The sequence below is a fragment of the Streptomyces sp. NPDC001027 genome (assembly GCF_040299045.1).
In the GTDB taxonomy this organism is placed as follows: Bacteria; Actinomycetota; Actinomycetes; order Streptomycetales; family Streptomycetaceae; genus Streptomyces.
In genome coordinates this window covers 31,623-57,084 of sequence record NZ_JBEPBI010000003.1, presented here as the reverse complement: position 1 = coordinate 57,084, position 25,462 = coordinate 31,623, and the positions used below count along the sequence as shown (strand labels likewise).

Here is a 25,462-nt window from a genome sequence, read left to right as displayed (position 1 = left end):
AGGGGCAGCCGGGGAGGAGCGCCAGATGACCATCCTGGAAGACAGGATCGAGATCGCCATGGCCGACGAGAACACCGAGCGCTTGGACGAATGGTTCGAGCGTCTTGAGCGACTGCCCGTCCCCGAGGGATACAAGGTCGAGATCGTCGGGGGCGACGTCTACATGACTCCGCAGCGGGACATTCACTGGGAGACCATCCGTGAGCTCCTCTGGGCTCTCGAGGACCGCTTCGGAAGGCGGCACGCGCGGATCTTCTCCGATGTCCGGGTCGACTTCCCCGGTCAGCAGAACGGCTTCTGCCCCGACGTGGCCAAGTTCCGCGACGGCGCGACGAAGAACGCGGAAGGCCGCTGGCAGTACGGCGACATCGAGTTCGTCGCAGAGGTCGTCTCGAGGGGGACGGCGCCGAACGACTACGGCCCCAAGAAGACCGCCTACGCGGTCGCCGAGGTGCCCGTCTACCTCATCGCCGACCCCTACAAGGGCAGGTGCACCGTCTACACCGAGCCCAAGGACGGTGACTACCGCAGTGAGCTGCGCGTCGCCTACGGAACCGACGTCGACCTCACCGGGACGGTGGTCGGCCTCACCCTCAAGACCGACGACTTCCCGCGCGACTGACCCGCCCCCCTCCCCCCGGCCGGTCCCCCTTGCATCGAGCGCACTCCAAGACGTTGGCTTGAGTTCCATGAAGTACACGCAGCTCGGACGTACCGGACTCCAGGTCAGCCGCCTCGTCCTCGGCACCATGAACTTCGGCCCGCAGACCGACGAAGCCGACAGCCACGCCATCATGGACGCGGCGCTCGGCGCGGGCATCAACTTCTTCGACACCGCGAATGTGTACGGCTGGGGCGAGAACAAGGGCCGTACGGAATCGATCATCGGCAACTGGTTCGCGAAGGGCGGCGACCGGCGCGACAAGGTCGTCCTCGCCACCAAGGTGTACGCGAACATGGCCGCCGACGGCGACGCCTGGCCCAACCACGACAAGCTCTCCGCGCTGAACATCCGGCGGGCCGTGGACGCCAGCCTCAAGCGGCTGCAGACCGACCGCATCGACCTCTACCAGTTCCACCACATCGACCGGTCGACGCCGTTCGACGAGATCTGGCAGGCGATCGACGTGCTCGTGCAGCAGGGCAAGATCCTGTACGCCGGATCGTCCAACTTCCCCGGCTACAAGATCGCCCAGGCCAACGAGACCGCCGGCCGGCGCGGCGGCACGATCGGGCTCGTCAGCGAGCAGTGCCTGTACAACCTGGCCGAGCGGCGCGCCGAGATGGAGGTGATCCCGGCCGCGCAGGAGTACGGCCTCGGAGTCATCCCCTGGTCGCCGCTGCACGGCGGACTGCTGGGCGGGATCGTCAAGAAGCAGGCCGAGGGCGGCCGCCGCGCCTCCGGGCGGGCCGCCGACGCCCTCGCCGACACCGGGACGCGCGCGCAGATCCAGGCCTACGAGGACCTGCTCGACAAGCACGGCGTCGAGCCCGGCGAGGCCGCGCTGGCCTGGCTGCTCACGCGGCCCGGCGTGACGGGACCGATCGTCGGCCCGCGCACCGCGGAGCAGCTCGACTCGGCGCTGCGCGCGGTCGAACTGGAGCTGGGCGAGGAGCTGCTGTCCGGACTCGAGGAGATCTTCCCGGGCCCGGGGCCGTCCCCGGAGGCCTTCGCCTGGTAGCGGGCGGCCCCGCGCCGGCACCGGCACCGGCACGGCGGACACGATGACGGCGGCCGCCGTCGGGCAGTCGGCCCGAGATCGCTCAGGTCACTTTCCGACGGCCGCCGCCACCGCCACCACGACGAACAACAGCACGAGCACACCGGCCATGATCCGGTTCCGGGTCTTCGGGTCCACGCGTCGAGCCTAACCGGCCCCGCCGAGCGGCCAGCGTCCGGCCGGTTCGTAGCGGGGCTGCTCGCCGGGGACGCCGGACCTCGGCAGGTTGCTGCGGACCAGGACCAGCTCCCGCACCGTCCAGGTCCGGCCGGCGAAGGCGTCCAGCGTCTCGACGTGCGGCCGGACGTCCACCGCTTCCCGGCTGCGGGCCAGGGTCAGATGCGGCGTGTAGCGGCGGTGGCCGCCCATGTCCACGCCCGCCCGGCGCCCCGCCGCCTCCGCCCGGTCGGCCAGCAGCCGCAGCGCGGGCACGTCCCCGGCCGCGCCCGCCCACAGGGCCCGCCCGTGTCCGAACAGACCTCCGCCGCGCACGGCCAGCGGGAACGGCCCGCCGCGGTGCGCGGCCCGCTCCAGCCGGGCCGACAGCTCCGGGACGAGGGCGTCGTCGACCTCTCCGTAGAAGGCGAGGGTGAAGTGCCAGCCGGCGCGGTCCGTCCAGCGCAGCCCGTCCGCTCCGGGCAGGGGGCGCAACCGGGCGACCTCGGCGGCGAGTTCGTCGGCGATGTCGTCGGGTGGCAGCACGGCGGCGAAGAGTCTCATGCCCCCGATTTTCCCGACGGGACCGACGGCGCGCCCGGCATTATGGGCGGCATGCGGATCACCATCAGAGAAGGCGGACCCGACGACGTCCCGTTGATGCTCGCCATGCTCGACAGCAGCGTGGCGTGGCTGGTCGCGCAGGGGCGGCCGGGCCAGTGGGGGACGAGCCCGCTGTCGGAGAACCCGAGCACGGTCGAGTCCGTCGCCCGGTACGTGGACGAGGGCTGGGCGTACGTCGCCGAGGCCGACGGTGAGCCGGCCGCCGTCCTCACGCTCACCGACGCGCCCGGCGCGTATCTCGCGCACCTCCCGCCGCCGGGAGAGCCCGAGCGGTACATCCACTGGCTGGCGTCGGACCGCCGGTTCAAGGGTCACGGCGTGGGCGGGGTCCTGCTGGAGCATGCCGCCGAGGAGACCCGGCGGGCGGGTGTCGGGCTGCTGCGGGTGGACTGCTACGCGGGCGACGACCGCGGGCTCGTCGCCTACTACGAGGCCAACGGCTTCACCCCGACGCAGACGTACACCGTCGGGGAGCGCCGGTGGCCCGGGCAGGTGCTGGCCCGGAGGGTGGGACCGCCGGCCGCGCCCTCCGGGTGACGTGCCGCGCGTCAGACGACGGCGGCGAGTTCCCGCTGTGCGCGGGGGACGAAGCGCACGCTCGGGTAGCCGTGGTGCCAGCCGACCGACAGGCGCAGGTCGCCCATCCGGGCCAGGACCAGGCCGACGGTGACGGCGGCGGCGGCCGAGACGGCGCCGCCCGCCGCCATGCCCGCCCGGACGCCGTACGCGTCGGTGATCCAGCCGGCGATCGGCGCGCCGACCGGGGCGCCGCCCATGAACACCATCATGTAGAGGGCCATCACCCGACCTCGCATGGCCGGGTCGGCGCCCAGCTGGACGCTGCTGTTGGCGGTGACGTTGACGGTCATGCCGAACATCCCGATCGGGGCCATGAGCAGGGCGAACAGCCACAGGGAGGGGGCGGCGGCGGCCACGATCTCCATCGCGCCGAAGGCTGCTGCCCCGGCGACCAGCACCCGCATCCGGGCCGTGCCGCGCCGGGCGGCGAGCAGGGCGCCCGCGAGGGAGCCGACCGCCATCAGCGTGTTGAAGAGGCTGTAGGAGCCGGCGCCCGCGTGGAAGACGTCGTCGGCGAAGGCCGAGAGGTACACGGGGAAGTTGAACCCGAAGGTGCTGACGAACCCGACCAGGACGATCGTCCAGATCAGGTCGGGGCGGCCGGCGACGTAGCGCAGGCCCTCCCGCAGCTGGCCCTTGCCGCGCGGGGCGCGTTCGACGGCGTGCAGCTCGCGCGAGCGCATCAGCAGCAGGCCGGCCAGCGGGGCGACGAAGGACAGGCCGTTGAAGAGGAACGCCCAGCCGGTGCCGACGCCGGTGATCATCACGCCGGCCACGGCGGGTCCGATCAGCCGGGCCGACTGGAAGTTCGCGGAGTTGAGGCTGACCGCGTTCTGGAGCTGGTCGGGGCCGACCATCTCGGAGACGAAGGTCTGCCGTGCGGGGTTGTCCACGACGGTCGCGAGGCCGACGGCGAAGGCGGCGACGTAGACGTGCCAGACCTGGACGTGGCCGGAGAGGCTGAGGACGGCGAGCGCGATGCCGGTGAGGGCCATCGCGGACTGGGTGAACAGCAGCGTGCGGCGCTTGGGCAGCCGGTCGACGAGGACGCCGCCGTAGAGGCCGAAGAGCAGCATCGGCAGGAACTGCAGGGCCGTCGTGACGCCGACGGCGGTGGCGGAGCCGGTGAGGCTGAGCACCAGCCAGTCCTGGGCGATGCGCTGCATCCAGGTGCCGATGTTGGAGACGACCTGGCCCATGAAGAACAGGCGGTAGTTCCTGACCTTCAGGGAGCTGAACATGGACGACGCGGATGACTTGGCGGGCGTGGGTTTCCCGGCAAGGGTCTCGTGGGCGGTCGGTGCGGGGGCGGAGTCTGCTCCGGGTCCCGAACTCAAAGGGGTCGCCTCCTCGGCGTGTGGTTACAGGTGGGCGAGCTTCTCCAGCACGGGGGCGGCTGCGCGCAGTTTCGCCCACTCGTCCTCGTCGAGGCCGTCGACCAGGGTGGCCAGGAAGGCGTTCCGCTTGGCGCGGCTCTCCGCGAGCATGGCTTCGGCCTGCTCGGTCTTGGTGACGACCTTCTGGCGGCGGTCCTCGGGGTGCGGCTCCAGCCGGACCAGGCCCTTGGCCTCCAGCAGCGCCACGATGCGGGTCATCGAGGGCGGCTGCACGTGCTCCTTGCGGGCGAGCTCGCCGGGGGTGGCGCTGCCGCAGAGGGAGAGGGTGCCGAGCACCGACATCTCGGTGGGGCTCAGCGACTCGTCGACCCGCTGGTGCTTGAGACGACGGGACAGCCGCATCACGGCCGATCGCAGGGAGTTCACGGCGGCAGCGTCGTCGCCATGGGTGAGGTCAGGCATCTCTTTAGCGTAACTCATTACCCTGGCTAAACAAGCTGGCGCGCGGGGGGATTCCCGTGACCCTGGCCACGGAAACCTCGGCGTCACTCGAAGGAGTGAGTAGGCAGCGGAAAGAGGCCGAGGTGCGGTACATGCCCGCGACCCTCGTCTCATGGGGACCAGTGTGCTCAGCCTGCGGATAGACGGGGAGCTGCTCGAGCGGCTCCGGCAGCATGCCGCGAAAAGGGGAATGAGCGTCCAGGACTATGTCGTCCGGACGCTCATTCGCGATGACTTCGACGAGCGGTTCCAGACCGCGGTCGACGAGACGGAAGAGTTCTACGGGCGCACCTGAGCCCGGCAGACGGCCTCGCCCGCGGCTCCCGCGGCTCCCGCGGCTCCCGCCGATCCCGCGGCTCCCGCCGATCCCGCGGCTCAGGTGAGGCCGAGCGCCGGCATCAGGTAGTAGAAGACGAACACGGCGGACACTGCGTACATCGGCGCCGGGACCTCGCGGCCGCGTCCGGCCGCGAGCCGCAGCAGGACGAAGGCGATGAAGCCCATGCCGATGCCGTTGGTGATCGAGTAGGTGAACGGCATCATCACCATGGTGATGAAGGCCGGCACGGCGATCGTGTGGTCGGCCCAGTCGATCTCCTTGACCGAGCCGGCCAGGATCAGGTAGCCCACCGCGAGCAGCGCCGGTGTGGCGGCCTGGGACGGCACCATCGTCGCGACGGGCGTGAGGAACAGCGCGACGGCGAAGAGGCCGCCGGTGACCAGGTTCGCGAAGCCGGTGCGGGCCCCTTCGCCGACGCCCGCCGTGGACTCCACGAACGCGGTGGTGGCGGAGGAGGAGCTGGCGCCGCCGGCGGCGACCGCGAGGCCGTCGACGAAGAGGACCTTGTTGATGCCGGGCATCTCGCCCTGGGCGTTGGTCAGCTTGGCCTCGTCGCTGACGCCCATGATCGTGCCCATCGCGTCGAAGAAGCACGACAGCAGGACCGTGAAGACGAAGAGGACGCCGGTCAGGACGCCGACCTTGCCGAACCCGCCGAACAGGCTGACCTCGCCGATCAGCCCGAAGTCGGGGGTGGCGACGGGGTTGCCGGGCCACTCGGGCGTGGTGAGGCCCCAGGACGGGATGGTCGCGACCGCGTTGAGGATCAGCGCGAGGACGGTCATGGCGACGATCGAGATGAGGATCGCGCCGGGCACCCTGCGGGTGATCAGGGCCAGCGTGAGCAGCGCGCCCAGGATGAAGACGAGGACCGGCCAGCCGTTCAGGTGACCGTCGGCGCCGAGCTGCAGCGGGACGGTGGTGTGGGCGGCGTCCGGGATGCGGGTGACGAAGCCGGAGTCGACGAGTCCGATCAGCATGATGAACAGGCCGATGCCGATGCTGATCGCCTTGCGCAGGCCGAAGGGCACCGCGTTCATGACGCGCTCGCGCAGTCCGGTGGCGACCAGGAGCATGACCACGAACCCGGCGAGCACGACCATGCCCATCGCGTCCGGCCAGGACATCCGGGGCGCGAGCTGGAGCGCGACCACCGAGTTCACGCCGAGGCCGGCGGCCAGCGCGATGGGCACGTTGCCGATCACGCCCATCAGGAGCGTGGTGAAGGCGGCCGTCACACAGGTGGCGGTGACCAGCTGGCCGTTGTCGAGCTGGTGCCCGTACATGTCCTTGGCGCTGCTGAGGATGATCGGGTTCAGCACGATGATGTACGCCATCGCGAAGAAGGTGGCGAAGCCGCCCCGGATCTCGCGGGACAGGGTGCTGCCCCGTTCGGAGATCCGGAAGTGGCGGTCGAGAGCGCCGTGGGTGGACCCGGCTCCCGGCTGTTCAGGGGCGGGGACCTTGGCGGGTGCCGGCGTGGGCATCGTTTGTTGTTTCCTACGAAGAGAAGTGGTCATGGGTAAACGGTTTCAGTATGAACATATGAGGTCGCGGTCGGCCATCTCCGCGCGTAGATGTGATGGCCTCGTAAGCTGTCCCCCATGGCGAAGTGGACCCCCAAGCACGAGGCGCCGGAGCCCCTGGAGGGCCCCGTGGTCGCCACCATCACCGGCGGCACGATCCTCTGGTTCGTCCTCTTCCTCGTCCAGCTCCCCTTCTACGGCTGGTTCGAGGACCACGACCGCCTGTGGTGGGTGTGGACCTGCCTCGCCGGCGCCGGCCTGGGACTCATCGGCATCTGGTACGTCCGCAGGCGCGACGCGGCGATCAAACGGGACGCGGCGGCACGGCAGGCGGGCGCCTCGGCCGTGTGACGCCGGTGCGCGACGGCGCACGGCGGCGGCGCACGACCCGTTTCGTGCGCGTCCGCGGGCTCGCCCCCGTGTCGGGGACGGGTCGGGGACGGGTCGGGGGGTCGCTACAACCACGGCACTACTCCCGTCCTCCCCAGGTCGGATCTTCGGGGCTCTCGGGGGGTGAACCCCCAAATCCGCACGTACCGTCGGTTCCATGGCCCACACCGACGCCCCCGCCTCCGCGCCGACGGCTACCGGCCTGACCGCCGCGGAGGTCGCGGACCGCGTCGCCCGCGGTCAGGTCAACGACGTGCCGGTCCGCAGCAGCCGCTCCGTCGGCGAGATCGTCAGGGCGAACGTCTTCACCCGGTTCAACGCGATCATCGGCGTCCTGTGGCTGGTCATGCTCGTCGTCGCCCCCATCCAGGACGGCCTGTTCGGGTTCGTGATCCTCGCCAACACCGGCATCGGCATCATCCAGGAGTGGCGGGCCAAGCAGACCCTGGACTCCCTCGCCGTCGTCGGCGAGGCCCGTCCCACCGTCCGCCGCGGCGGGACGGCCGTCGAGGTCTCCACCTCCGAGCTCGTCCTGGACGACGTCATCGAGGTCGGCCCCGGCGACAAGGCCGCCGTGGACGGGGTGTGCGTCGAGGCGGAAGGCCTGGAGATCGACGAGTCGCTGCTCACCGGCGAGGCCGACCCCGTCGTGAAGCGGCCCGGCGACGCGGTCATGTCGGGCAGCTTCGTGGTGGCGGGCGTCGGCGCCTTCCGGGCCACCAAGGTCGGCCGGGAGGCCTACGCCGCCCAGCTCGCCGAGGAGGCGTCGCGCTTCACGCTCGTCCACTCCGAACTGCGCACCGGCATCTCCACGATCCTCAAGTACGTGACGTGGATGATGGTCCCGGCCGCGATCGGCCTGGTCGTCACCCAGCTGGTCGTCAAGAACCACGACCTCAAGGAGTCCGTCGCCCGTACCGTCGGCGGCATCGTCCCGATGGTCCCGGAAGGGCTCGTGCTGCTCACCTCGGTCGCCTTCGCGATCGGCGTCATCCGGCTCGGCCGCCGGCAGTGCCTGGTGCAGGAGCTCCCGGCCATCGAGGGCCTCGCCCGCGTCGACACCGTCTGCCTGGACAAGACGGGCACCCTCACCGAGGGCGGCATGGACGTCACCGAGCTGCGCACCCTCGACGGCGGTGACGAGGCGTACGTACGACGGGTCCTCGGGGCCCTCGGCGAGTCCGACCCGCGGCCGAACGCCTCCCTGAAGGCGATCATCGACGCCTACCCGGACGCCGAGGAGTGGCGCTGCACCGAGTCGCTGCCCTTTTCCTCCGCGCGCAAGTACAGCGGCGCCAGCTTCAACGAGGGCGACGGGGAGAGCAGCACCTGGCTGCTGGGGGCGCCCGACGTGCTGCTGTCCGACGGCGACCCGGCGCTCGCCGAGACGGAACGGCTCAACCGGGAGGGGCTGCGCGTGCTGCTGCTGGTCCGTGCCGCCCGTGACCTGGACGATCCCGAGCCCGCACGCGGGGCCCGGGCCGCCGCCCTGGTGGTGCTCGAACAGCGGCTGCGGCCGGACGCCGCCGACACGCTGCGCTACTTCGCCGAGCAGGACGTCCGCGCCAAGGTCGTCTCCGGGGACAACGCGGTGTCGGTGGGGGCGGTGGCGGCGAAGCTCGGGCTGGACGGCAGCGCGGTGGACGCCCGACGGCTGCCGTCGGACCCGCCCGGCATGGCGCGGGCCCTGGAGGAGGGCACGGTGTTCGGCCGGGTCACCCCGCAGCAGAAGCGGGACATGGTCGGCGCGCTGCAGTCCCGCGGGCACACCGTCGCGATGACCGGGGACGGCGTCAACGACGTCCTCGCCCTGAAGGACGCGGACATCGGCGTGGCGATGGGATCGGGCTCCGAGGCCACCCGCGCGGTCGCGCAGATCGTGCTGCTGGACAACAGCTTCGCGACCCTGCCGTCGGTGGTGGCTGAGGGGCGCCGGGTCATCGGCAACATCACCCGGGTGGCGACGCTGTTCCTGGTGAAGACGGTCTACTCGGTGCTGCTGGCCCTGCTGGTGGTGTGCTGGCAGGTGGAGTACCCGTTCCTGCCGCGGCACCTGACCCTGCTGTCCACGCTCACCATCGGCGTTCCGGCGTTCTTCCTCGCGCTCGCCCCCAACCGTGAGCGGGCCCGACCGCACTTCGTCCGGCGGGTGATGCGGTACTCCGTCCCGGGCGGTGTGATCGCCGGGGTCGCCACCTTCGTCACGTATCTGATCGCCCGTCACCACTACACCGGCGCGGGCTCGTTGGAGGCCGAGACGAGCGCGGCGACCCTCACACTGTTCCTGGTCTCGATGTGGGTGCTGGCGATCATCGCCCGGCCGTACACCTGGTGGCGGGTGCTGCTGGTGGCCTCGATGGGCGCGGCGTTCCTGCTCGTGCTGGTCGTCCCCTGGCTGCAGGACTTCTTCGCGCTAAGGCTGGTCGGGGCGACCATGCCGTGGATCGCGGTGGGCGTGGCGGTGGCCGCGTCGGCGGCCCTCGAGGTGTGCTGGAAATGGGTCGACCGCCGCTTCCCCGCCTAGGGCGTGCTGGGTGATCGATCGGGTGCCCCGGGCGTAGAACAGGAACGAGCCGGGATGATCATGGAGTTCTCTACACTCAGTGAGCGGTGTGCATCGTGGAGTCGCAGGTCACGGGTCTGGCGTGAATGGCGATTTGGGCACTCGTGCCGGTCGGCGGACGATGACCATGGCGTAGATCATCGGGCAGGTCCGGGCTCCGGCGGGATGCCGTGTTCGGCTGCGCCCGCGACCGGCCCCCGCCTACGATCCGTCAACAAAGTCGGCACGCCGTGAGAAGGCGGGAGGGCGCGGGGGATGCAGGAGCGGCAGTGAATCACCGCTCGCCAGCGCGAACTGGACGCTCTCGCGGAGGAGTTGTCGAGAACTGGCGGTCGCGGAGCGGGTGTTGAACCGCCTGGTCGAGCAGGCCCGGGCCGGAGCCGGGGCTGTGGCTCCGGTATCGGTGGGCGACCGCCCTGGTCCGGGCCTTGCTGGTCCTCACGAACCGCGAAGTCGCCCGATGGCCAGCTATCTTCACCAAAGTCACCTGCCAGCGACCAGCACGGCCATACTGGTGCCCAGGCGCACCAGCCACGTGACCAGCAACTTCAGCCTGCACACCGCTCACTGGTTTCGGCGTATGGCTGCCGGTGGTTCCGGAACGGGATCGGCGAGCAGCCTTTGCGCTTCGGCGTCCGTGAGTTCACCGCAGTCGCGCAGGATGTCCAGAGCCGCGCGCCAGCGCGTGCGGGCGGCGTCCCGTTCCCCGAGGTCGTACAGCGAGTGGGCCAGCCCCCACAGTTGCTCGGCCTCGTTCAGACGGCTGCCGATCCGGCGGACGACTCGCAGGCTTTCCTCGTAGCGCTCGATCGACTCCCCGTAGCGGCCGGCGAGCCGGGCGGCCTTGGCCAGATCGCCCATGGTCTGCCCCAGGCGGTACTGGTCGTTCTGGGCGCGGAAGATCTCGATCGCGCACTCGTGCGCGCTGATCGCCTCGGCGTGATTGCCGAGACGTTGATGGACGACTCCCAAATTGGTCAGGGCCCTGGCCCGTCCGTTGTCGTCTCCTGCTTCCTGGAACAGGCGGATGCCGCGTTCGTGGCAGCGCACCGCCTCAAGCAGATCACCGCGAAGGCGTGCGAGGATGCCCAGGTTGTTGGAGGCCCTGGCGAGCTGATGCCGGTCGTCCAGCGCTTCCCACAGCTCTGACGCGCAGCGGAACTCGGCAAGGCTTTCGTCCATTCTGCCGGTCTGGCCGTAGGCCATGCCGAGGAGGTTGTGAGACCTTGCCTCAAGTGCCCGCTGGTCGCTGTCCCGGGCCGTCCGGACGGCGATCGTGTTGAGCTTGATCAGTTCCTGCCAGCGGTCGCGAACCGCCAACGCCGGGTAGACGGCCAGCACGCACCGGGTGATGTCGGCATGAAGTTCTGGACGGCCGGTCAGTTCGGCCATCACCGAGGGCAGGTGCGGAGCGGCGAAGTCGATCCAGGAACTGGCCTCCGGGCGGTCGGCGAGTGTGCATCCCGCCGGGTGCGCGATGGGCGCCCCCATCCCGAGGTTCGTCCACTCCTCCGGGTCCAGCAGGCGGCTGGCCTCTCCGGCGAGGGCCAAGTAGTGGTGCAACGCCCGACGCGGGGCGGCATCCGGATCGGCGGTACCGGCCTGCTGGTGTGCCTGTTCACGGGCGTACAGACGGACCACGTCGTGCAACTGGTAGTACCCGGGCGCAGGCGAGTCGACCAGTCGTGCGTCGACGAGTTGCTCCAGGAGCCTTTCCGCTTCTGCCCACGGCAGGTCCGCCAGTGAGGCCGCCAACGGCAGATCGAGTTCAGCCGCCCCGACCACCGCCAGGAGCGGAAAGACGCGTTCGCCGCCCTCGCCCGCCTCCCGCAGGCTCACCGCCAGACTTGCCCGCACGCTCAGCTCGCCGGCCTGTAACTCGTTCAGACGCTGATGCTCCCGCGCGAGACGGTCGGCGATGGCACGGACCGGCCAGGCCGGGCGGGCCGCCAGCCTCGCCGCGACGATGCGCAGCAGCAGCGGAAGGCGTTCGCAGAACCCGACGACGTCCGTAGCAGCCACCGGGTCTCCCGCGACACGGTCGGCGCCGACCATGCGGGCCAGCAACGCGACCGCCTCGGACTCGGTCAGCGGTTCCAGGTGGACGTGTTCGGCGCCGTCGAGCGTCGACAGCACGGTGCGGCTGGTCACCAGCACCGCGCATCCGCGCCCGGCGGGCAGCAACGGACGGATCTGCGCCGCCGATACGGCGTCGTCGAACACCAGCAGCAGACGTCTCCCGGTGAGCACCGAGCGCCACAAGGCGCTCGCCGTTTCGGCGTCCGCCGGAACCTCGGCGCCGGGCACACCGAGCTGAGGCAGCCACCGCACCAGAACCTGATGGGCTGTCAGAGAGGTTGCCCCGGCTGCCGCACCCCTCAGGTTCACGTACAGCTGCCCATCGGGAAAGTGTTCCTCCACCCGATGCCCTACATGGACCGCCAGGGCGGACTTCCCCACCCCGGCGACCCCGTCGACGGCGGCCACCGGAGTGTGTCGGTCCGCACGGACCAGGGCCTCGCACAAGACCTCCACCTGAGCGTCCCGGCCACTGAAGATCGCCGGCGACGCGGGTAACTGCCGTGGGATCGGGACGTGCTGGTCGGCCGGGTCGACTGCCGGCGGGGGGACACGGACAGCCAGGGCAACGTCCTCCGTGAGGATCTGCTCGTGCACACGCCGCAGCGCCGGGCCCGGGTCGATCCCCAGCTCTTCCGCCAGGCCGTGCCGCACGTCCTCGTAGTGGGCCAGGGCGTCCGCGGCTCGTCCACTGCGGTACAGGGCCAGCATGAGCTGGCTGGCTAGGCGCTCGTCCAGGGGGTGCGCCCGAACGCGGTCGAACAGTCCGGCCAGCAGTTCGGTGTGCCGACCGAGCCGTAACTGCACATCGGTCAGATCCCATTCGGCGGTGCGCTTCTCCCGGTGCGAGGACTCACGCAGCGTGTTGAACCACGGCGTGTCCGCGGTTGCGAAGGCTTCTCCCCGCCACAGACCGAGTGCCTGCTCGAACACCTCCGCGGCGCGGCCGTCGTCATCCTCACGCCGCGCGCGTGCGAGTAACCGGCGGAAGAGAAACAGGTCGACGGCTGTTTCCTCGACGGCGAGGACGTACGCTCCGGACTGCCGCGACAGACGCACGGCGTCGCCCGCGTCGGCCAGAGCGCGGCGCAGGCGGGAGATGTAGCTGTAGAGCGTCCCCGGAGCCCGTTGCGGAGCGCGTGTCCCCCACACCCGTTCGATCAGCTGGTCGGCCGACACACTCCGGTTCGCGTCCGCGAGGAGCGCGGCTAGGACGGACCGCTGCCGAACAGGCCCGAGATCCACCGGTTCGCCGTCGACGGATGCCTCGATGCTGCCGAGCAAGCAGAAGCGCACCGCCATTCCCCACCTCCTGCCGGAATCCTAGCCAGCGGGAAACCGCTTCAACCTGTCGATTCAAGGTCTTGCAAGATTCGTTCAAGGCAGGCCGCCCAGAGTCGGTCCATACCGAGGTCATCCGGCCTCCGGCTCTCCCCTTGGTGATCACCACGGGGACCACGAAGACTCACGGGAGTAGGAATGGCACTGAATGTCAAGCGGTCGGCGCTGGCGGTCGGCGGACTTGCAATCGCCCTCGGCATGATGGCGCAGGGATCCGCGCAGGCTGCCACCGGCACAGGGAAGACCAGCCCCAGCTACTACGGGAACGCCACCTTCAACACCTCGACGGGACGGCTGACTGTCAACGACACCAAGACGGACAGCCGAAGGGTCGTGGCGACGGTCTGGAACACGGACCTGGGCTATGTCGAGGTGGTGTCCGGCCAGGACGCCAACGGCGACAACGGCGTTCCCGGCACGGCGACGGCGTCGGGCGGGTACTCCTCCGGAGACCTCCTCATGATCGAAGTGTGCCGACGCAACGGGGCCGGTGGCGCCGACACCGACTGCGGCTACGGTTACGTGACGGCCTAGCTACTTGCCCCTGAAAAAGGGTGCGGCCTGGTAGCGGGGCTGATGTGGAGGCCACCGGCATGCCGTCGGTCTGCCGGTGGCCTCCGCTACCGGCTGAGGACGGTCATCCGGTGGAGGTTGTAGGCGAAGATCCCGAGTCCGGCCCAGGTCTGGGCGCCGGCCAGGCGGCGGAGGCGGGTGCGGCGGAATCCGAAGCTGCGCTTGAGGTGGCTGATACGGGCCTCGATGCCGACTCTCCAGTTGCGCATCCGTCGGAACGGGCGGCTGCGTTCGTACTCCTGGCGAGCCTTCCCCGGGGTGCCGGTGCGCTGGAGGCCGATCCGCCGGACCCCGAGTTCGGACAGGGCCCGGTCGTTGCCCGCGGTGCCGAAGCCGCGGTCGGCGACCACGGTGGCCGGCACCCGGCCGGTCAGCGTGGTCACCCGCTCGACCGCAGGCACCAACTGCGGGGCATCAGCCGGGTTCCCGCGGTGGACCTGGTGGTCGACGACGAAGCCGTGTTCGTCCTCGGCCACCAGTGCGGTGTAGCCGAACTGGGTGGGGTGCTGGGGCTTGCCCTTGCGGATCGGACGGGCGTCCGGGTCGGCCAGCGACACCAGCCGGTCGGGGATCGTGCGGATCCCCGCCAGCCGTAACGCGGTCTGCTCCAGCAGGCGTCGGGTGCCCGCCACCGTCCCGGCCAGCTCACCGACCAGATGCGCCAGTCGTCCCGAAGGCCGCCCGCGCTGCGCGCGCCGTGCGTTGCGCTCCACGGCGGCCACGTCCCGCAGCGTCGCACGGGCGATGGCGGCGACCTCGCCGGTGAGCCGGTCGATCTCGCCCAGCGCCTGACCGGTGCGCCGCCGCAGAGTGCGGGAAATCTGCTTCAAGCGGCGGCCTGCCGACCGGCTGCGGTCCCGGAAGGGAGTGCGCCCGGCGGCCCCGGCGGCCTTGATCCGGTGCACCAGCCGCCCCAGCTTGCGCACCCCGTGCTCCAGCAGGTCGGCGTCCGTGGGATGGTCGATGTCCGCTTCGATCACGGTGGTGTCGATACGCAGCTTGCGGCACCGCAGCAGCTTATCCTCCACCAGCTTGCCCAGCAGTGCGGAGTTGAGCTGCTCGATGGTCCGGGGGCCGCTGCGGCGCACGAGTTTGACCAGCGTGGTCGGGTGCGGCACCGGGGAGGTCAGCGGGATCCGGCAGAACCGCCGCCAGCTCAGCGAGTCCGCCACCTCACGGCAGAGCGTCTCGTATCCGAGCTGGTACCGGTGCTTGAGGTACAGCAGCCGCAGCAGCGTCTCGACCGGGACCGACGGCCGCCCCAGCCGCTCGGCGAACACCGCCCGCCACGGGGCGACGAACCGCTCGTCATCCAGGTACGCATCGATCTCGGCCAACTCGGCGGGCAGCTGTCGCGCCTGCTCCGGAAGCATCTCCCACCACGCCTCCTGCGGCCCAGACACACGCGACATAGCCACCACCCCCGGCCGCCAAGACCCACCCCCACTGTGACGGCCGCAGGGCGGCTCACACCAGTACCTCACCCAGCTCACCTTGGCAGCAGCCCAGACTTCTTCAGGGGCAAGTAGCTAAGCTAAAGCACGATGTTCTGCAGCATCCCGTAGACGATGAGAACAATCAGCGCGGCCAGCACGCTTAACGTGATCTTCTCCCGCCGCGTCGCACGAATCACAGCGATCCCCTCCCCGTGGACACCATTGCGGCACCGGACACCTGGCGATCGGAGCCGTGCCCTTCTTCGTTAGCCGTCGCGAAGAACGCGAGCCCCGCGACCGCTATCGCAAGAAGTACGCCCAGCACAACAGCAAGGATCGTGATGACCCCTCTTACAGTCACGGCCATCTCTGCCTCCTGGTCGACTCGATCAGATGTTCTTCACGGATCCGCTCTTGAAACCGTTCTCGTTGGCGGATACGCGGTGCCGCTTGTCGATGCTCACTCCGAATCCCTTAAAGATGATCGACCCTTCCCACACGGTCTCAGCGGTAGAAACTCCGCCAGACAGCCAATGCTTCGGGGGGCTGTTGGATATGGAGACTCCGGGGTTGATATTCCTCTTTCCGGCACCGGCGTTCAGTGACTGCGTGACCTTGCTTCCGTTCGTGTAGTAGTCCACCCACAGCGAAAGCTTCGTGACGGTGACCCCGAGGACCTTCTGCTTGACGGTGTACGTAGTCTCCCATGTCCCCTTCCTGAGCCTCGTCGCCAGCGGCTCAATGCCTCCGTCGGCGGGATCCGGGGTGAAGGACGCCTCCTCGACGGTTTCGATCACGACGTCCCCTCCGTTCATCGACGTGAACGTGGTTCTCGTGCTGCCTCCCCCCGGTTCCGCAGCTTCAGCGAGGAGAGCGTCCATCACAGAGGACTCGTTCAGGTAATCCAGGTACTTCTCCTGGTTCTCCGGGGTGAGCGCCTTGAAGGCGCCCAGTCCCGCCCGCTCCACGGTGGTGTCTTGGCCCCTACCGATGGCCAGGTTGATCTGAGTGCTGAGGTACTTGATGTAGATGCTGGGCGAAGCGGTCTTCCCCGAGCGCTCCGCAGTCGTGGCGGCGGACGCCGTGACGGATCCCGCACCGATCGCAACCGCAGCGAGCGCGGCCACGAGGCCTCTTCGAATGATGGTGCTGTGCCTGATCACCTGTCGTGTGCACTTCATCCAAGCACCAGAAGAAGATCGAAAAGCTCAGGTCCACCTCAAACTTTCCACACTTCCCCCACAGTTGAGGAAACGTCAGACGCTGGTCCCGAAAGGCTTCCGGGACCAGCGTCGTCATTCACCGCGCAAGATGCAGCAGGGCCTACTTCACGTCGACGAAGTCGCCCGCGGCGGTGGCCGCCGGGGTCGTCGAGGTGCCCGCGAAGACGTAGCGGTAGTAGCCGTCCACGGACGCCGTGACCGTCGTCTTGAGGGTGCCGGTGGAGCTCGTCTTGACGGTCTTCACCGTGGTGTAGGCGCTGCTGCCCTTCTTGCGGAACTGCAGCTTCACCGCCTGGGCGGAGTAACCGGCCCACTTGCCGGTGTCCCAGTTGGCGCGGGCCAGCTTGCCCGTGACGGTGAGGGTCTTGCCCTTCTTCACCGGCTCCGGCGCGGCGTCGGTGGTGAGGGTGGCCGCGCGCTGCAGCTTCGCGGTGCCGAGGTTGCTGCCCGTGGTGAGCCCGCTGCCGTTGACGGCGGCGGCGCCGAGCTTCCACGCGCCCGCGAGGGTGTTGTTCAGGTCGCCGAAGTCGGTGTTCCCCAGCGGACGGAACTGGATCTTGGCGGTGCACTTCAGGACGGTCGCGGAGGAGACCGTGCAGGCGCCGGGCTCGTCGCCGCCCCAGACGTCCTTGTCGGGCGTGGACTCGGTGAGGACGCCGCCCCGGTAGAGGACCGGGAAGGTGATGAAGGAGTTCGCGTTCAGGCCGGCGGGCTTGGTGACGGTGTAGCTGGCCGCGACCGTGACCTTCGTGGTCGGTCCGACCACGATGGCCTTGCCGCCGTTGACCTTCAGCTGGGAGAAGGTGACGGCGGGACCGACCGGAGCGGCCTGCGCGGCCGGGACGGCGAGGGCGGACAGGGCGAGGGCGCCGGAGGCGGCGACCACGAGGGCGCGTACGCGCATGGGTGTTCTCCAGATGGCGGAGTGAACAGTGGGTGGGAGGGGCGTGAGCGTGAGGGACGGGAGCGCGCCGGACGGCGGCCGAGCCCCGGAGATCCGGAGCCGGTCGCCGTCACGCGCCCGGTGTCACTTCACGTCGACGAAGTCGCCTGCGGCGGTGGCCGCCGGGGTCGTCGAGGTGCCCGCGAAGACGTAGCGGTAGTAGCCGTCCACGGTCGCCTTGACCGTGGTCTTCAGGCTGCCCGTGGTGCTGGTCTTGATGGTCTTGACGGTGGTGTAGGCGCTGCTGCCCTTCTTGCGGAACTGCAGCTTCACGGGCTGGGTGGAGTAGCCCGCGTACGTGCCGGAGTCCCAGTTGGCGCGGGACAGCTTGCCGGTGACGGTGAGGGTCTTGCCCTTCTTCACCGGCTCCGGCGCGGCGTTGACGGTCAGCTTCGACAGACGCTGGAGCTTGGCGGTCGTCAGGGCCGAGTTCTCGGTGAAACCGACCTTGCTGAAGTCGACGTCGTCCGCGAAGGGGTCGACGTCGTTCCAGTCGACGATGAAGCCGGCGGCCTTCCAGCCGGTGGCGTCGGCGTTCTCCAGCTCCTCGCCCGGCAGGATGTCGATCGTGCCCCTGCAGGCGGCGACCGTGGCCGAGGTGTTGGTGCAGGTCGGGTAGTCGTCGCCGATGAGGAAGTTGACCGGCTCGCTGTACGGACCGCGGTAGAGCATCACGTCGAGCTCGGTGTCGCCCGCGGTGACGTCGACGCCCGCGCCGTGCGTCACCTTGAAGACGACGGGGACGCTGACCCTGCCGGACGTTCCCGCCACGATCGGCTTGCCGTTGTTGACGCTGACGCCGGTGAACTTGGCGTCCAGGGCGTACGGCGTGCCCGACTCGCCGGTCGCACCGGTGAACGTGCTCCGGCCGGAGGCGGCGGCGTGCAGCGCCTTCAGGGTGTCGACGGAGTGGTGCGCGTCGCCGCCGACGGCCTGTGCGGCCGGCACGACGAAGGCGGAGAGGGCCACGGCGCCGGTGACGGCGACCACGGTGGCGCGTATGCGCATGTATGTCCCAAGAGGATCGAGGGGCTCTGCGGGCGGGTGCCTCCGGTGAGCCCGGAACGGTCGGCGAGCCTGCTCGGCTCGCTTGATCAGATACCTGAAACCGGCGAATGGTTGTACGGTCGCCGGCCGTCGCGGTGTGCGTCGCCGCGGGCGGCGGCCGTGCTCACTCGACGTCGGCGAAGTCACCGGCGGCCGTGACCGCCGCGGTGGCCCGGATGCCCATGTGTCTTCCCCCCGTTGAGAACATCGCCCACCCGAGAAGACTCGCACCCCAGTCCGACGGTTGCACGTTCGATGGAGAAATCGCGGGGGAAATGTGAGCGCCCCCGCAGACGTCCGCGGAGGCGCTCGCCGTCGTGTCCGTGCGGACGTCAGTCGAACCAGCGGTCGCGGGCCAGTTCCTGAGTGCGTGTCGGGTCCTCCAGCAGGGCCGCCACCTCGAACCGGCGCGGCCACTGCCCGGCCGCCCAGGCGAGGCCGGCGGCGACGCCCTCCAGGGTGGCGGCGTGCAGGACGCCGCCGTCCGTCAGCCGCCAGTCGATCTCGACGCCGTCGACGACCAGTTCCTCGTGCTCGACGTAGACAGCGGGCGTGCGCGGACCGAGGAGCACCCGCACCGGCTCCGGCACGTCGTGCTCGACGCCCTCGGAGTCGACCTCGCCGGTGACGGACTCGCTCAGCCGCCGCACCTGGAACAGCTCGGCCAGTTCGGCCGCCCGCGACGGCCGCACGGGCAGCAGCGGGACGCCCTCGGTGAAGGGGAGCAGGTCGGGTGAGTCGACGACCACGGCGTCGGCCGCGTCCACCACCTCGACCCGGCCGTCCACCACGGCCCTCAGCTCGTCCGGCAGAGTGACCTGCGCGGGATCCAGCTCCGCCAACGCCCCGTACAGACCGTGCAGCTGGGCGGCGGTGACGGAACGTTCGGGGTCGCAGAGACGGTCCAGGAGCTCGGCGGCGCCGCCGGGCTCGTCGAGGAGGGCGGCCACCGAGGTGCGCACGCCCAGCGCCCGCAGCACCTGTTCGTCGTCGAAGCCCGTGGCGTCGGCCTCGTCGTACAGGCCGCGCAGCAGCGGGTCGCCGCCGGAGGCCAGCAGTCCGGCCGGGCGGCGGCCGTCGAGGACCGGGTTCCCGCGCAGCCACCAGGCCGTGTACGGCCGTACCGTCTCATGGGTGCCGTCGGGCAGCAGGACGCGCAGCGGCTGCACGAGGGCGTCCCGCAGCGGCGGCTGCGCGAGCAGGGCGAGCGCCTGCGGCCAGCGGTCCTCGTCGACGAGGTCGAGATCCCGCACGGCGACCAGCTCGGTGGCGACCGGGGGCACCGGGCTGTCGGGGAAGCGGTCGAGGACGTCCTCGCACCACACGTCGACGGCGTCCAGCAGGCCCGCGTCGTCCGGCTCGGCGAAGTCGCCGTCCCGGGGCTCCAGTTCGTCCGGGTCGAGGACGACGTCGGTGGCGCGGACGAGCGCGAAGTCGGCGAGGACGCCACAGGCCGCGAGCGGCTGCTCACCCCACTTCTCTGCCAACTCCGCGTCCACGAAGGCGACTTCGCCCTCACGGATGACGGAGGCGAACGCGCTGCCGGGCAGCACGAGCTCACCGGCGGGCGCCAGTTCGCCCTCCTCGTCGGGCAGGGCGAGCGCACCGAGCCACGGCTCGTCGCCGGGCTCCAGACCCGCGTCCCGCACGAGCGCGAGGACCGCGTCGGCGAGCTCCTCCGCGTCCGGGGCGCCCTCGTCGTCCCAGGCGCCGCCGTCGTCGTCCAGGGACGCGGCGACGGCGGCCCGCACCTGCGGGGTGGTGAGGACGGCGCGCGGGGTGGCGGGCAGGGCGCCCAGCTTCTCCAGCAGCGGGTGCGCGGCGTCCTCGTGGGCGACCTTGAGACCGAGCCGGCCGAGGACGTCCGCGTCGAGGCCGGCCGAGTCCGGGGTGGGCAGCAGCACCTGGCGCGGGCCGATGGCGGTCCGTCGCCCCCCGCCGGCGCCGAAGCCCTCTGCGCCTCCTCCGGCGAGCGGCACCGGGAGCCCGGTGAGCCGGTCCGGGTCGACGCCGGCCAGGCTGTCGTAGAGCCGGCGCCACCAGCCCGGCTCCTTGTCCAGGCCGGCCAGCCGGTCGACGACGTCAGCGAGCGGGAGCCGGGCGACGCCGAGCGTGCGCAGCTCCACGCGCCGCTCCAGGCCCGCGGGCAGCAGCGTCGGCAGCACCTCGGCCAGCACCCGCACGGTGTCGGCGCCGGCGCCCTCGACGACCTCGGCGTCCCGGGGGCGCAGGGCCTCGGGCAGCCCGACCGCGTCCTCGCCCTCGTCCACGCCGTCCTGCGGTACGGGCACGAAGGCGGGCGGCAGGAACGCGGTGCGCGGCAGCAGCTCCAGGACGGCCTGGCGCAACGCCCCGTCCAACGCGCCCTTGCCCAGCGGACCGGGCACGAGGTCGATGATCCCCGGGCCCACCGGCCGCCAGCCGGCGAGGAGTTCGGCGTACGCCTGGGCCGCCCGCCGCACCAGATGGTCGGTCAGCGGACCGGGGGCCGCGTGCCGGCGGGTGGTGTCGAGCGGGAACGACGCGATGAGCAGGGCGGGCAGCCCCAACGGCTCGTCGCTGGGAGTCGGCGCGTGGACGACCGGCGTGGTCCGGGGCGCGACCGGCGCGCCCTCGTCGTCGACGGGCACCGCCCAGGTGACCGACCAGTGGGGCCGCAGCCGCTCTTCCACCGGCCGGTCGGCCAGCAGCTCGGGGCCGAGGGGGCCGTGCGCGGCGGCGGTCCGCCACCGGGTGACGCCCCGCTCGGTGTCGGTGACGACGGTGAGGTCGCCGTCGGCGGATCGGCGCAGCGTGCGCTCGGCGCCGTCCCCGATCTCGACGACGACCTCCTCCAGCCCCGGCAGGGCCAGCAGAAGGGCGTCGTCGACCGCGGCGAGCAGACGCTCGGCGAGATCGGCCGCCGCGGCGTCGCGCAGCGGGAGGATGACGGCCGTGTCGTACGGGTCGGGGGCCGTGCCCTGAGCGGCGAAGGGCAGCCTCAGCAGCGGCACGTGTCCGTCGCGCCGCCGCACCTCGTCACCGAGGCCCGGACTGTGCCGCGCGGTCTCGGAGGCGAGCGAGCGGGCCTCGCCCAGGTCCCAGCGGACACCGCCGTGCCGGCCCACCACGGCCGGCTCGTCGGTGACCGCGAGGACGGCGGCGAAACCGACGCCGAACCGTCCGACGGCGACGGCGGACTGCCGCTCCTCCCGCTTGGCGGAGGCGCGCAGCGTGGCGAGGGACTCCACACCGGCGGCGTCCAGGGGCGCGCCGGTGTTGGCCGCGACGAGAACGCCGTCCCGCAGGGTGAGGCGCAGCCGCCCCGGCACCCCGCCCCGGGCCGCCGCGTCGGCGGCGTTCTGCGCCAGCTCCACCACGAGCCGGTCCCGGTACCCGCCGAGGACGAGATCCTCCTCGGCGTTGGCGTCCTCCCGGAAGCGGGCGGGACTGGTGGCCCAGGCGTCCAGCACACCACGGCGCAGGCGTGCCGTGCCGAACGGATCCGCGCCCTCGGGCGCCGGCCGCACGAACTTGCTCACGTTCACTCTTCTCCTCGGCGTGAGGACGAAGGTACCGCTCACGGAAGCGACCGCGTCCCCCGCTCCGGCGCTGCCCGCCCGAGCGAGGACGACGAGGGCGGGCCCGGGCCCCCGGGCGCTACGAGTGGCCGAGTTCCGCCGCGTCCTCGTCGGCGGCGGTCGGGACCGAGCCCGAGTCGGCGGCCGGGCGCAGCGGGAACGGGTCGACGCGGTTCTCGTCGATCACCGGCGGGGCGGGCCGGGGCGGCGTGGGCATCACCGCCGCCTCCGAGTGGCCGCCGCAGCCGTACGCCAGGGAGACCACCCGGCCGTCGGCCGGGGAGAACTCGTTGGCGCAGACGCCGAAGGCCTGCCCCAGCGAGCCGCCGATGCGGGCGAGGAAACCGCAGCTCACACAGGACGCGGGGGCGGCCTGCGCCATGGGCGTCTTCGGGCCGAAGCCGTCCTCCCAGCGGTCGGCGGCGGTGTGCAGGCCGTAGCGGGACAGCACCCTGGCCCGCCGCAGGCCCAGCTCCTCGGCCACCGCGGCGATCGTGCCCCGCACCGGGATCGTCGACAGCTTCGCCGGCGCGGCCGGCGTCACGTCCGCGTCCTCCGCCTCGGCCAGCTGCGCCATCTCCTCGGAGACGGGCGAGTTCGGCGGCGGCTCGTCCTCCCCGCTGTAGCCCGGCTCCAGACGCAGATCCTCGGCGTCCGTGGGCAGCAGGTCGCCGGGCCCCATGTCGCCGGGACGCAGCCGCTCGCTCCACGGCACCCACTCGGGCGCCAGGACCGCGTCGGGACCGGGCAGGAGCACGACCTCGTCCAGGGTGACGATCTTGGCGCGGGACGCCCGCGCCACCGTCGCCGCCCAGCGCCAGCCCCGGTAGCCCGGCTCCTTGCACTCGAAGTAGTGGGTGACCACGCGGTCGCCCTCCGAGACGACTCCCGCGTGTTCGCCGACCACGCCGGGCGCCGCTGCCTCCTCGGCTGCGGCGCGGGCGAGGTCGACGGCCTCGGCGCACAGGCGGTCGGGGGTGCGGCTTCGCGTGGTCGCTGCGCTCACAGGTATCGCTTCTCTCCTACGCCGTCTCTCGGTGCGCCCCTCAAGGCGGCGGGTGCGGACGGAGCGGCTGGGGGTACCTCCCAGGCCTGAGGCACTGGGGGAGCGCCGCGTCGACGTCCGCGCCCGATCGCGCTCGGGCGCGCCTGCTGTCATCCATTCTGCGGGATGGCCGGGAGGCGCGCGGCCGAGAACAATCGCCACGGCGCGCTACGCACGCTACCTTCTCGCGGACGCTCGGCCTACACCGACGGGACGTTTCCCACCCACCGGAAGCCCCTGAAGCGCCCCCGAAGCGCTCCCCGAACCCTCCCCAGGCGCCCCCCGGGCCCCTCCCAGGCGCCCCCGGGCCCTTCCGAAAGCCTTGCCGGAGACGATTTCCGGGGCGGGCCGACAGGGCCCGGAGCGCCTCCCGGACGGCCCGGCGCGCCGACGGCCACACGGCCATACGCGCGGTAACCGCACTATGCACGGCTTTCTCGGGGCACTATGACGGGGTGGCAGCCGCGAGAACACCCCAGGGCGCCACCGGGATCGGTGCGACGAAGGGGACCAAGGGGAGGAGCAGAGTGAGCGGTTCGGGCCGAAGGAGCGGGTCCGTCCGCGCGATCGGCCGTGCCCTGCACTTCCCGTTCACCGGCGCCGCCCGCGGGATCAGGAAGGCGACCCACGCGCACGGCGCCGGCGAGTCCGGCCTCGGCAAGCTGATCGAACTGCACGGGGTGAACGGCGCCGGCGACGTCATGATCACCGTCGCGCTCGCCTCCACCGTGTTCTTCTCCGTGCCCACCGACGAGGCGCGCGGCCGCGTCGCCCTCTACCTCGCCATCACCATGGCCCCCTTCACGGTCCTCGCCCCGGTGATCGGCCCGCTGCTGGACCGGCTCCCGCACGGGCGGCGCGCCGCCATGGCCGGGGCGATGCTGGCCCGGGCGCTCCTCGCGCTCGTCCTGTCCGGCGCCGTCGCCACCGGCAGCATCGAGATGTACCCGGCCGCGCTCGGCGTGCTGGTCTCCTCCAAGGCGTACGGAGTCGTCCGCAGCGCCGTCGTGCCCCGGCTGCTGCCCCCTGGGTTCTCCCTGGTCAAAGCCAATTCGCGGGTCACTCTCGGCGGTCTCCTCGCCACCGGCGTCGCCGCGCCCGTCGGAGCGGGGCTGCAGGCGCTCGGCCCGCGCTACCCGCTCTACGGCGCGTTCCTGATCTTCGTGGCGGGGACCTTCCTGTCCTTCTCGCTGCCGCGCAAGGTCGACTCCGCGAAGGGCGAGGACGTGGCCCTGCTCGCCGCCGACGAGCAGCACCTGCACGGCCCCCACCGGCAGCAGCAGAAGCGGCCCGGCCTGCGGACCGTCGGCATCGCCGTCACGCACGCCCTCGGCGCCAACGCGGCCCTGCGGTGGCTGTCCGGGTTCCTGACCTTCTTCCTGGCGTTCCTGCTGCGCGAGCACCCGCTGACCGGGCAGAGCGCGGCCGTGTCGCTGGGCATGGTGGCCGTCTCGGCCGGCCTCGGCAACGCGCTCGGCACGGCCGTCGGGGCGTGGCTGCGGTCCAGGGCGCCGGAAGTGATCATCGTCGCCGTCGTCGCCGTCGTGCTCGGCGCGACGATCACGGCGGCCGCGTTCTTCGGCGCGTTCCTGGTGGCCTGTCTGGCGGCGGTCGCCGGCTTCTCCCAGGCCCTCGCCAAGCTGTCCCTGGACGCGCTGATCCAGCGGGACGTCCCGGAGCTGGTGCGCACCTCGGCGTTCGCCCGCTCCGAGACGATGCTGCAGGTGTGCTGGGTGTTCGGCGGCGCGGTCGGCATCGTCATGCCGCTGAACGGCGCGCTGGGCCTGTCGGTGGCCGCCGCGGTCCTTGCGCTGGGCTGGGCGACCACCGTCCGCGGCCTGCTGTCCTCGGCGCGGCACGGCGGCGGCGTCAAACCCCGCGTGGCGTAACCGCGCGGCGTGACACACAGCCACGCCGCACCCCACGTAAAGGGACCGCCGGGCCCGCCCGATAGCCTTCCGCCATGACCACGATGACCCGCGGCGGAGCCGCTGATGTACCTGGCGCTGTGCGACGCCGCCGCGTCGTCGCCGCCGCCGGCGCCGTTTGTGCCGGACTGCTCGTCCTGTCGGCCTGCGACAAGCCGACGCCGCTGTCCACGATCACCGTCGGCCGTGACTCGGTCAGCTCCGAGGCCACCTGCGGAGGGGAGGGCAAGGCCCTCAAGGCCGCCGATCTGGCCAAGTGCCTCGCGGACAAGGACATCAAGTCCATCAGCGTCGACCCGGACGAGACCGTCCGCTTCGGCGTCGACCCCGACGTGGCCGACAAGCGCTGGACGATCCTGATGAACGGTCAGCCGCTCACCGAGGACAGCGACAAGACCTACCGCACGATCCCGGGCAGCGTGTTCTTCAACGCCCAGTACGGCGCCCAGGGCGACTCCACGCTGGTCACCATCAAGGCGGGCGACGGCAAGAAGCAGAGCCAGGCGGCGACCGGACTGTGGTCCTTCAAGCTCAAGAAGGACGACTAGTC

20 protein-coding genes are annotated in these 25,462 nt (G+C 71.3%); 9 read left to right on the top strand and 11 right to left on the bottom strand.

The window, feature by feature from the left end:
• Positions 1-25: 25 nt before the first annotated feature.
• Both ABT300_RS02105 and ABT300_RS02100 read left to right on the top strand, forming a co-directional pair.
• Complete coding sequence (locus ABT300_RS02105; protein WP_351670768.1) at positions 26-622, top strand: Uma2 family endonuclease; 597 nt, start codon at positions 26-28, stop codon at positions 620-622.
• Between the two features lie 67 nt (positions 623-689).
• A complete protein-coding gene (locus tag ABT300_RS02100; RefSeq protein WP_351670765.1) occupies positions 690-1,682 on the top strand; it encodes an aldo/keto reductase in 993 nt (330 codons plus the stop codon).
• 186 nt (positions 1,683-1,868) lie between these two features.
• On the opposite strand, the gene thpR is transcribed toward ABT300_RS02100, so the two are convergent.
• Positions 1,869-2,441 (bottom strand): RNA 2',3'-cyclic phosphodiesterase, encoded by a 573-nt coding sequence (gene thpR / locus ABT300_RS02095; RefSeq protein ID WP_351670762.1) that lies wholly within the window; start codon positions 2,439-2,441, stop codon positions 1,869-1,871.
• Between the two features lie 51 nt (positions 2,442-2,492).
• Between thpR and ABT300_RS02090 the strand changes: the two genes are divergently transcribed.
• On the top strand, positions 2,493-3,038 hold the full coding sequence (locus ABT300_RS02090; protein WP_351670759.1) for a GNAT family N-acetyltransferase: 546 nt from the start codon (positions 2,493-2,495) through the stop codon (positions 3,036-3,038).
• 11 nt (positions 3,039-3,049) lie between these two features.
• Here ABT300_RS02090 and ABT300_RS02085 read toward each other — a convergent pair whose 3' ends face one another.
• Positions 3,050-4,321 carry an MFS transporter gene (locus ABT300_RS02085; RefSeq protein WP_351670756.1) on the bottom strand — a complete coding sequence of 424 codons (1,272 nt, stop codon included), beginning with the start codon at positions 4,319-4,321 and terminating at the stop codon, positions 3,050-3,052.
• A 120-nt stretch (positions 4,322-4,441) separates the two neighbouring features.
• Positions 4,442-4,879, bottom strand: coding sequence for a MarR family winged helix-turn-helix transcriptional regulator (locus ABT300_RS02080; RefSeq protein ID WP_057579065.1), 438 nt, complete (start codon positions 4,877-4,879; stop codon positions 4,442-4,444).
• A gap of 151 nt (positions 4,880-5,030) precedes the next feature.
• Between ABT300_RS02080 and ABT300_RS02075 the strand changes: the two genes are divergently transcribed.
• Positions 5,031-5,213 carry a ribbon-helix-helix protein, CopG family gene (locus tag ABT300_RS02075; protein ID WP_057579068.1) on the top strand — a complete coding sequence of 61 codons (183 nt, stop codon included), beginning with the start codon at positions 5,031-5,033 and terminating at the stop codon, positions 5,211-5,213.
• Positions 5,214-5,293: 80 nt separating this feature from the next.
• On the opposite strand, the gene ABT300_RS02070 is transcribed toward ABT300_RS02075, so the two are convergent.
• A complete protein-coding gene (locus tag ABT300_RS02070; protein WP_351670751.1) occupies positions 5,294-6,745 on the bottom strand; it encodes an NCS2 family permease in 1,452 nt (483 codons plus the stop codon).
• A gap of 117 nt (positions 6,746-6,862) precedes the next feature.
• Between ABT300_RS02070 and ABT300_RS02065 the strand changes: the two genes are divergently transcribed.
• On the top strand, positions 6,863-7,135 hold the full coding sequence (locus tag ABT300_RS02065; RefSeq protein WP_351670748.1) for a DUF2530 domain-containing protein: 273 nt from the start codon (positions 6,863-6,865) through the stop codon (positions 7,133-7,135).
• 196 nt (positions 7,136-7,331) lie between these two features.
• On the top strand, positions 7,332-9,698 hold the full coding sequence (locus ABT300_RS02060) for an HAD-IC family P-type ATPase (RefSeq protein ID WP_351670745.1): 2,367 nt from the start codon (positions 7,332-7,334) through the stop codon (positions 9,696-9,698).
• Between the two features lie 603 nt (positions 9,699-10,301).
• On the opposite strand, the gene ABT300_RS02055 is transcribed toward ABT300_RS02060, so the two are convergent.
• Entirely contained in the window at positions 10,302-13,118 is a 2,817-nt protein-coding gene (locus ABT300_RS02055) for an AfsR/SARP family transcriptional regulator (protein ID WP_351670742.1), read from the bottom strand.
• Positions 13,119-13,295: 177 nt separating this feature from the next.
• On the opposite strand from ABT300_RS02055, the gene ABT300_RS02050 reads away from it, so the two are divergent.
• On the top strand, positions 13,296-13,691 hold the full coding sequence (locus ABT300_RS02050) for a hypothetical protein (protein WP_351670739.1): 396 nt from the start codon (positions 13,296-13,298) through the stop codon (positions 13,689-13,691).
• An 86-nt stretch (positions 13,692-13,777) separates the two neighbouring features.
• Here ABT300_RS02050 and ABT300_RS02045 read toward each other — a convergent pair whose 3' ends face one another.
• The 6 genes from ABT300_RS02045 to ABT300_RS02020 form a co-directional block, all read right to left on the bottom strand.
• Positions 13,778-15,142, bottom strand: coding sequence for an ISNCY family transposase (locus ABT300_RS02045; protein WP_351670736.1), 1,365 nt, complete (start codon positions 15,140-15,142; stop codon positions 13,778-13,780).
• A gap of 413 nt (positions 15,143-15,555) precedes the next feature.
• Positions 15,556-16,293, bottom strand: coding sequence for a hypothetical protein (locus ABT300_RS02040; RefSeq protein WP_351670733.1), 738 nt, complete (start codon positions 16,291-16,293; stop codon positions 15,556-15,558).
• A 196-nt stretch (positions 16,294-16,489) separates the two neighbouring features.
• Entirely contained in the window at positions 16,490-17,293 is an 804-nt protein-coding gene (locus ABT300_RS02035) for a hypothetical protein (RefSeq protein WP_351670730.1), read from the bottom strand.
• Positions 17,294-17,416: 123 nt separating this feature from the next.
• Positions 17,417-18,340 carry a hypothetical protein gene (locus tag ABT300_RS02030; RefSeq protein ID WP_351670727.1) on the bottom strand — a complete coding sequence of 308 codons (924 nt, stop codon included), beginning with the start codon at positions 18,338-18,340 and terminating at the stop codon, positions 17,417-17,419.
• A 371-nt stretch (positions 18,341-18,711) separates the two neighbouring features.
• A complete protein-coding gene (locus ABT300_RS02025; protein ID WP_351670724.1) occupies positions 18,712-21,900 on the bottom strand; it encodes a sacsin N-terminal ATP-binding-like domain-containing protein in 3,189 nt (1,062 codons plus the stop codon).
• A 118-nt stretch (positions 21,901-22,018) separates the two neighbouring features.
• Positions 22,019-22,945: a DUF3027 domain-containing protein gene (locus tag ABT300_RS02020; protein WP_351670721.1), complete on the bottom strand. Its 927-nt coding sequence runs from the start codon at positions 22,943-22,945 to the stop codon at positions 22,019-22,021.
• A gap of 494 nt (positions 22,946-23,439) precedes the next feature.
• Between ABT300_RS02020 and ABT300_RS02015 the strand changes: the two genes are divergently transcribed.
• Together ABT300_RS02015 and ABT300_RS02010 are read left to right on the top strand one after the other, a co-directional pair.
• On the top strand, positions 23,440-24,873 hold the full coding sequence (locus tag ABT300_RS02015; RefSeq protein ID WP_351670718.1) for an MFS transporter: 1,434 nt from the start codon (positions 23,440-23,442) through the stop codon (positions 24,871-24,873).
• 74 nt (positions 24,874-24,947) lie between these two features.
• Positions 24,948-25,460 carry a DUF2771 domain-containing protein gene (locus tag ABT300_RS02010; protein ID WP_351670715.1) on the top strand — a complete coding sequence of 171 codons (513 nt, stop codon included), beginning with the start codon at positions 24,948-24,950 and terminating at the stop codon, positions 25,458-25,460.
• Positions 25,461-25,462 lie beyond the last annotated feature (2 nt).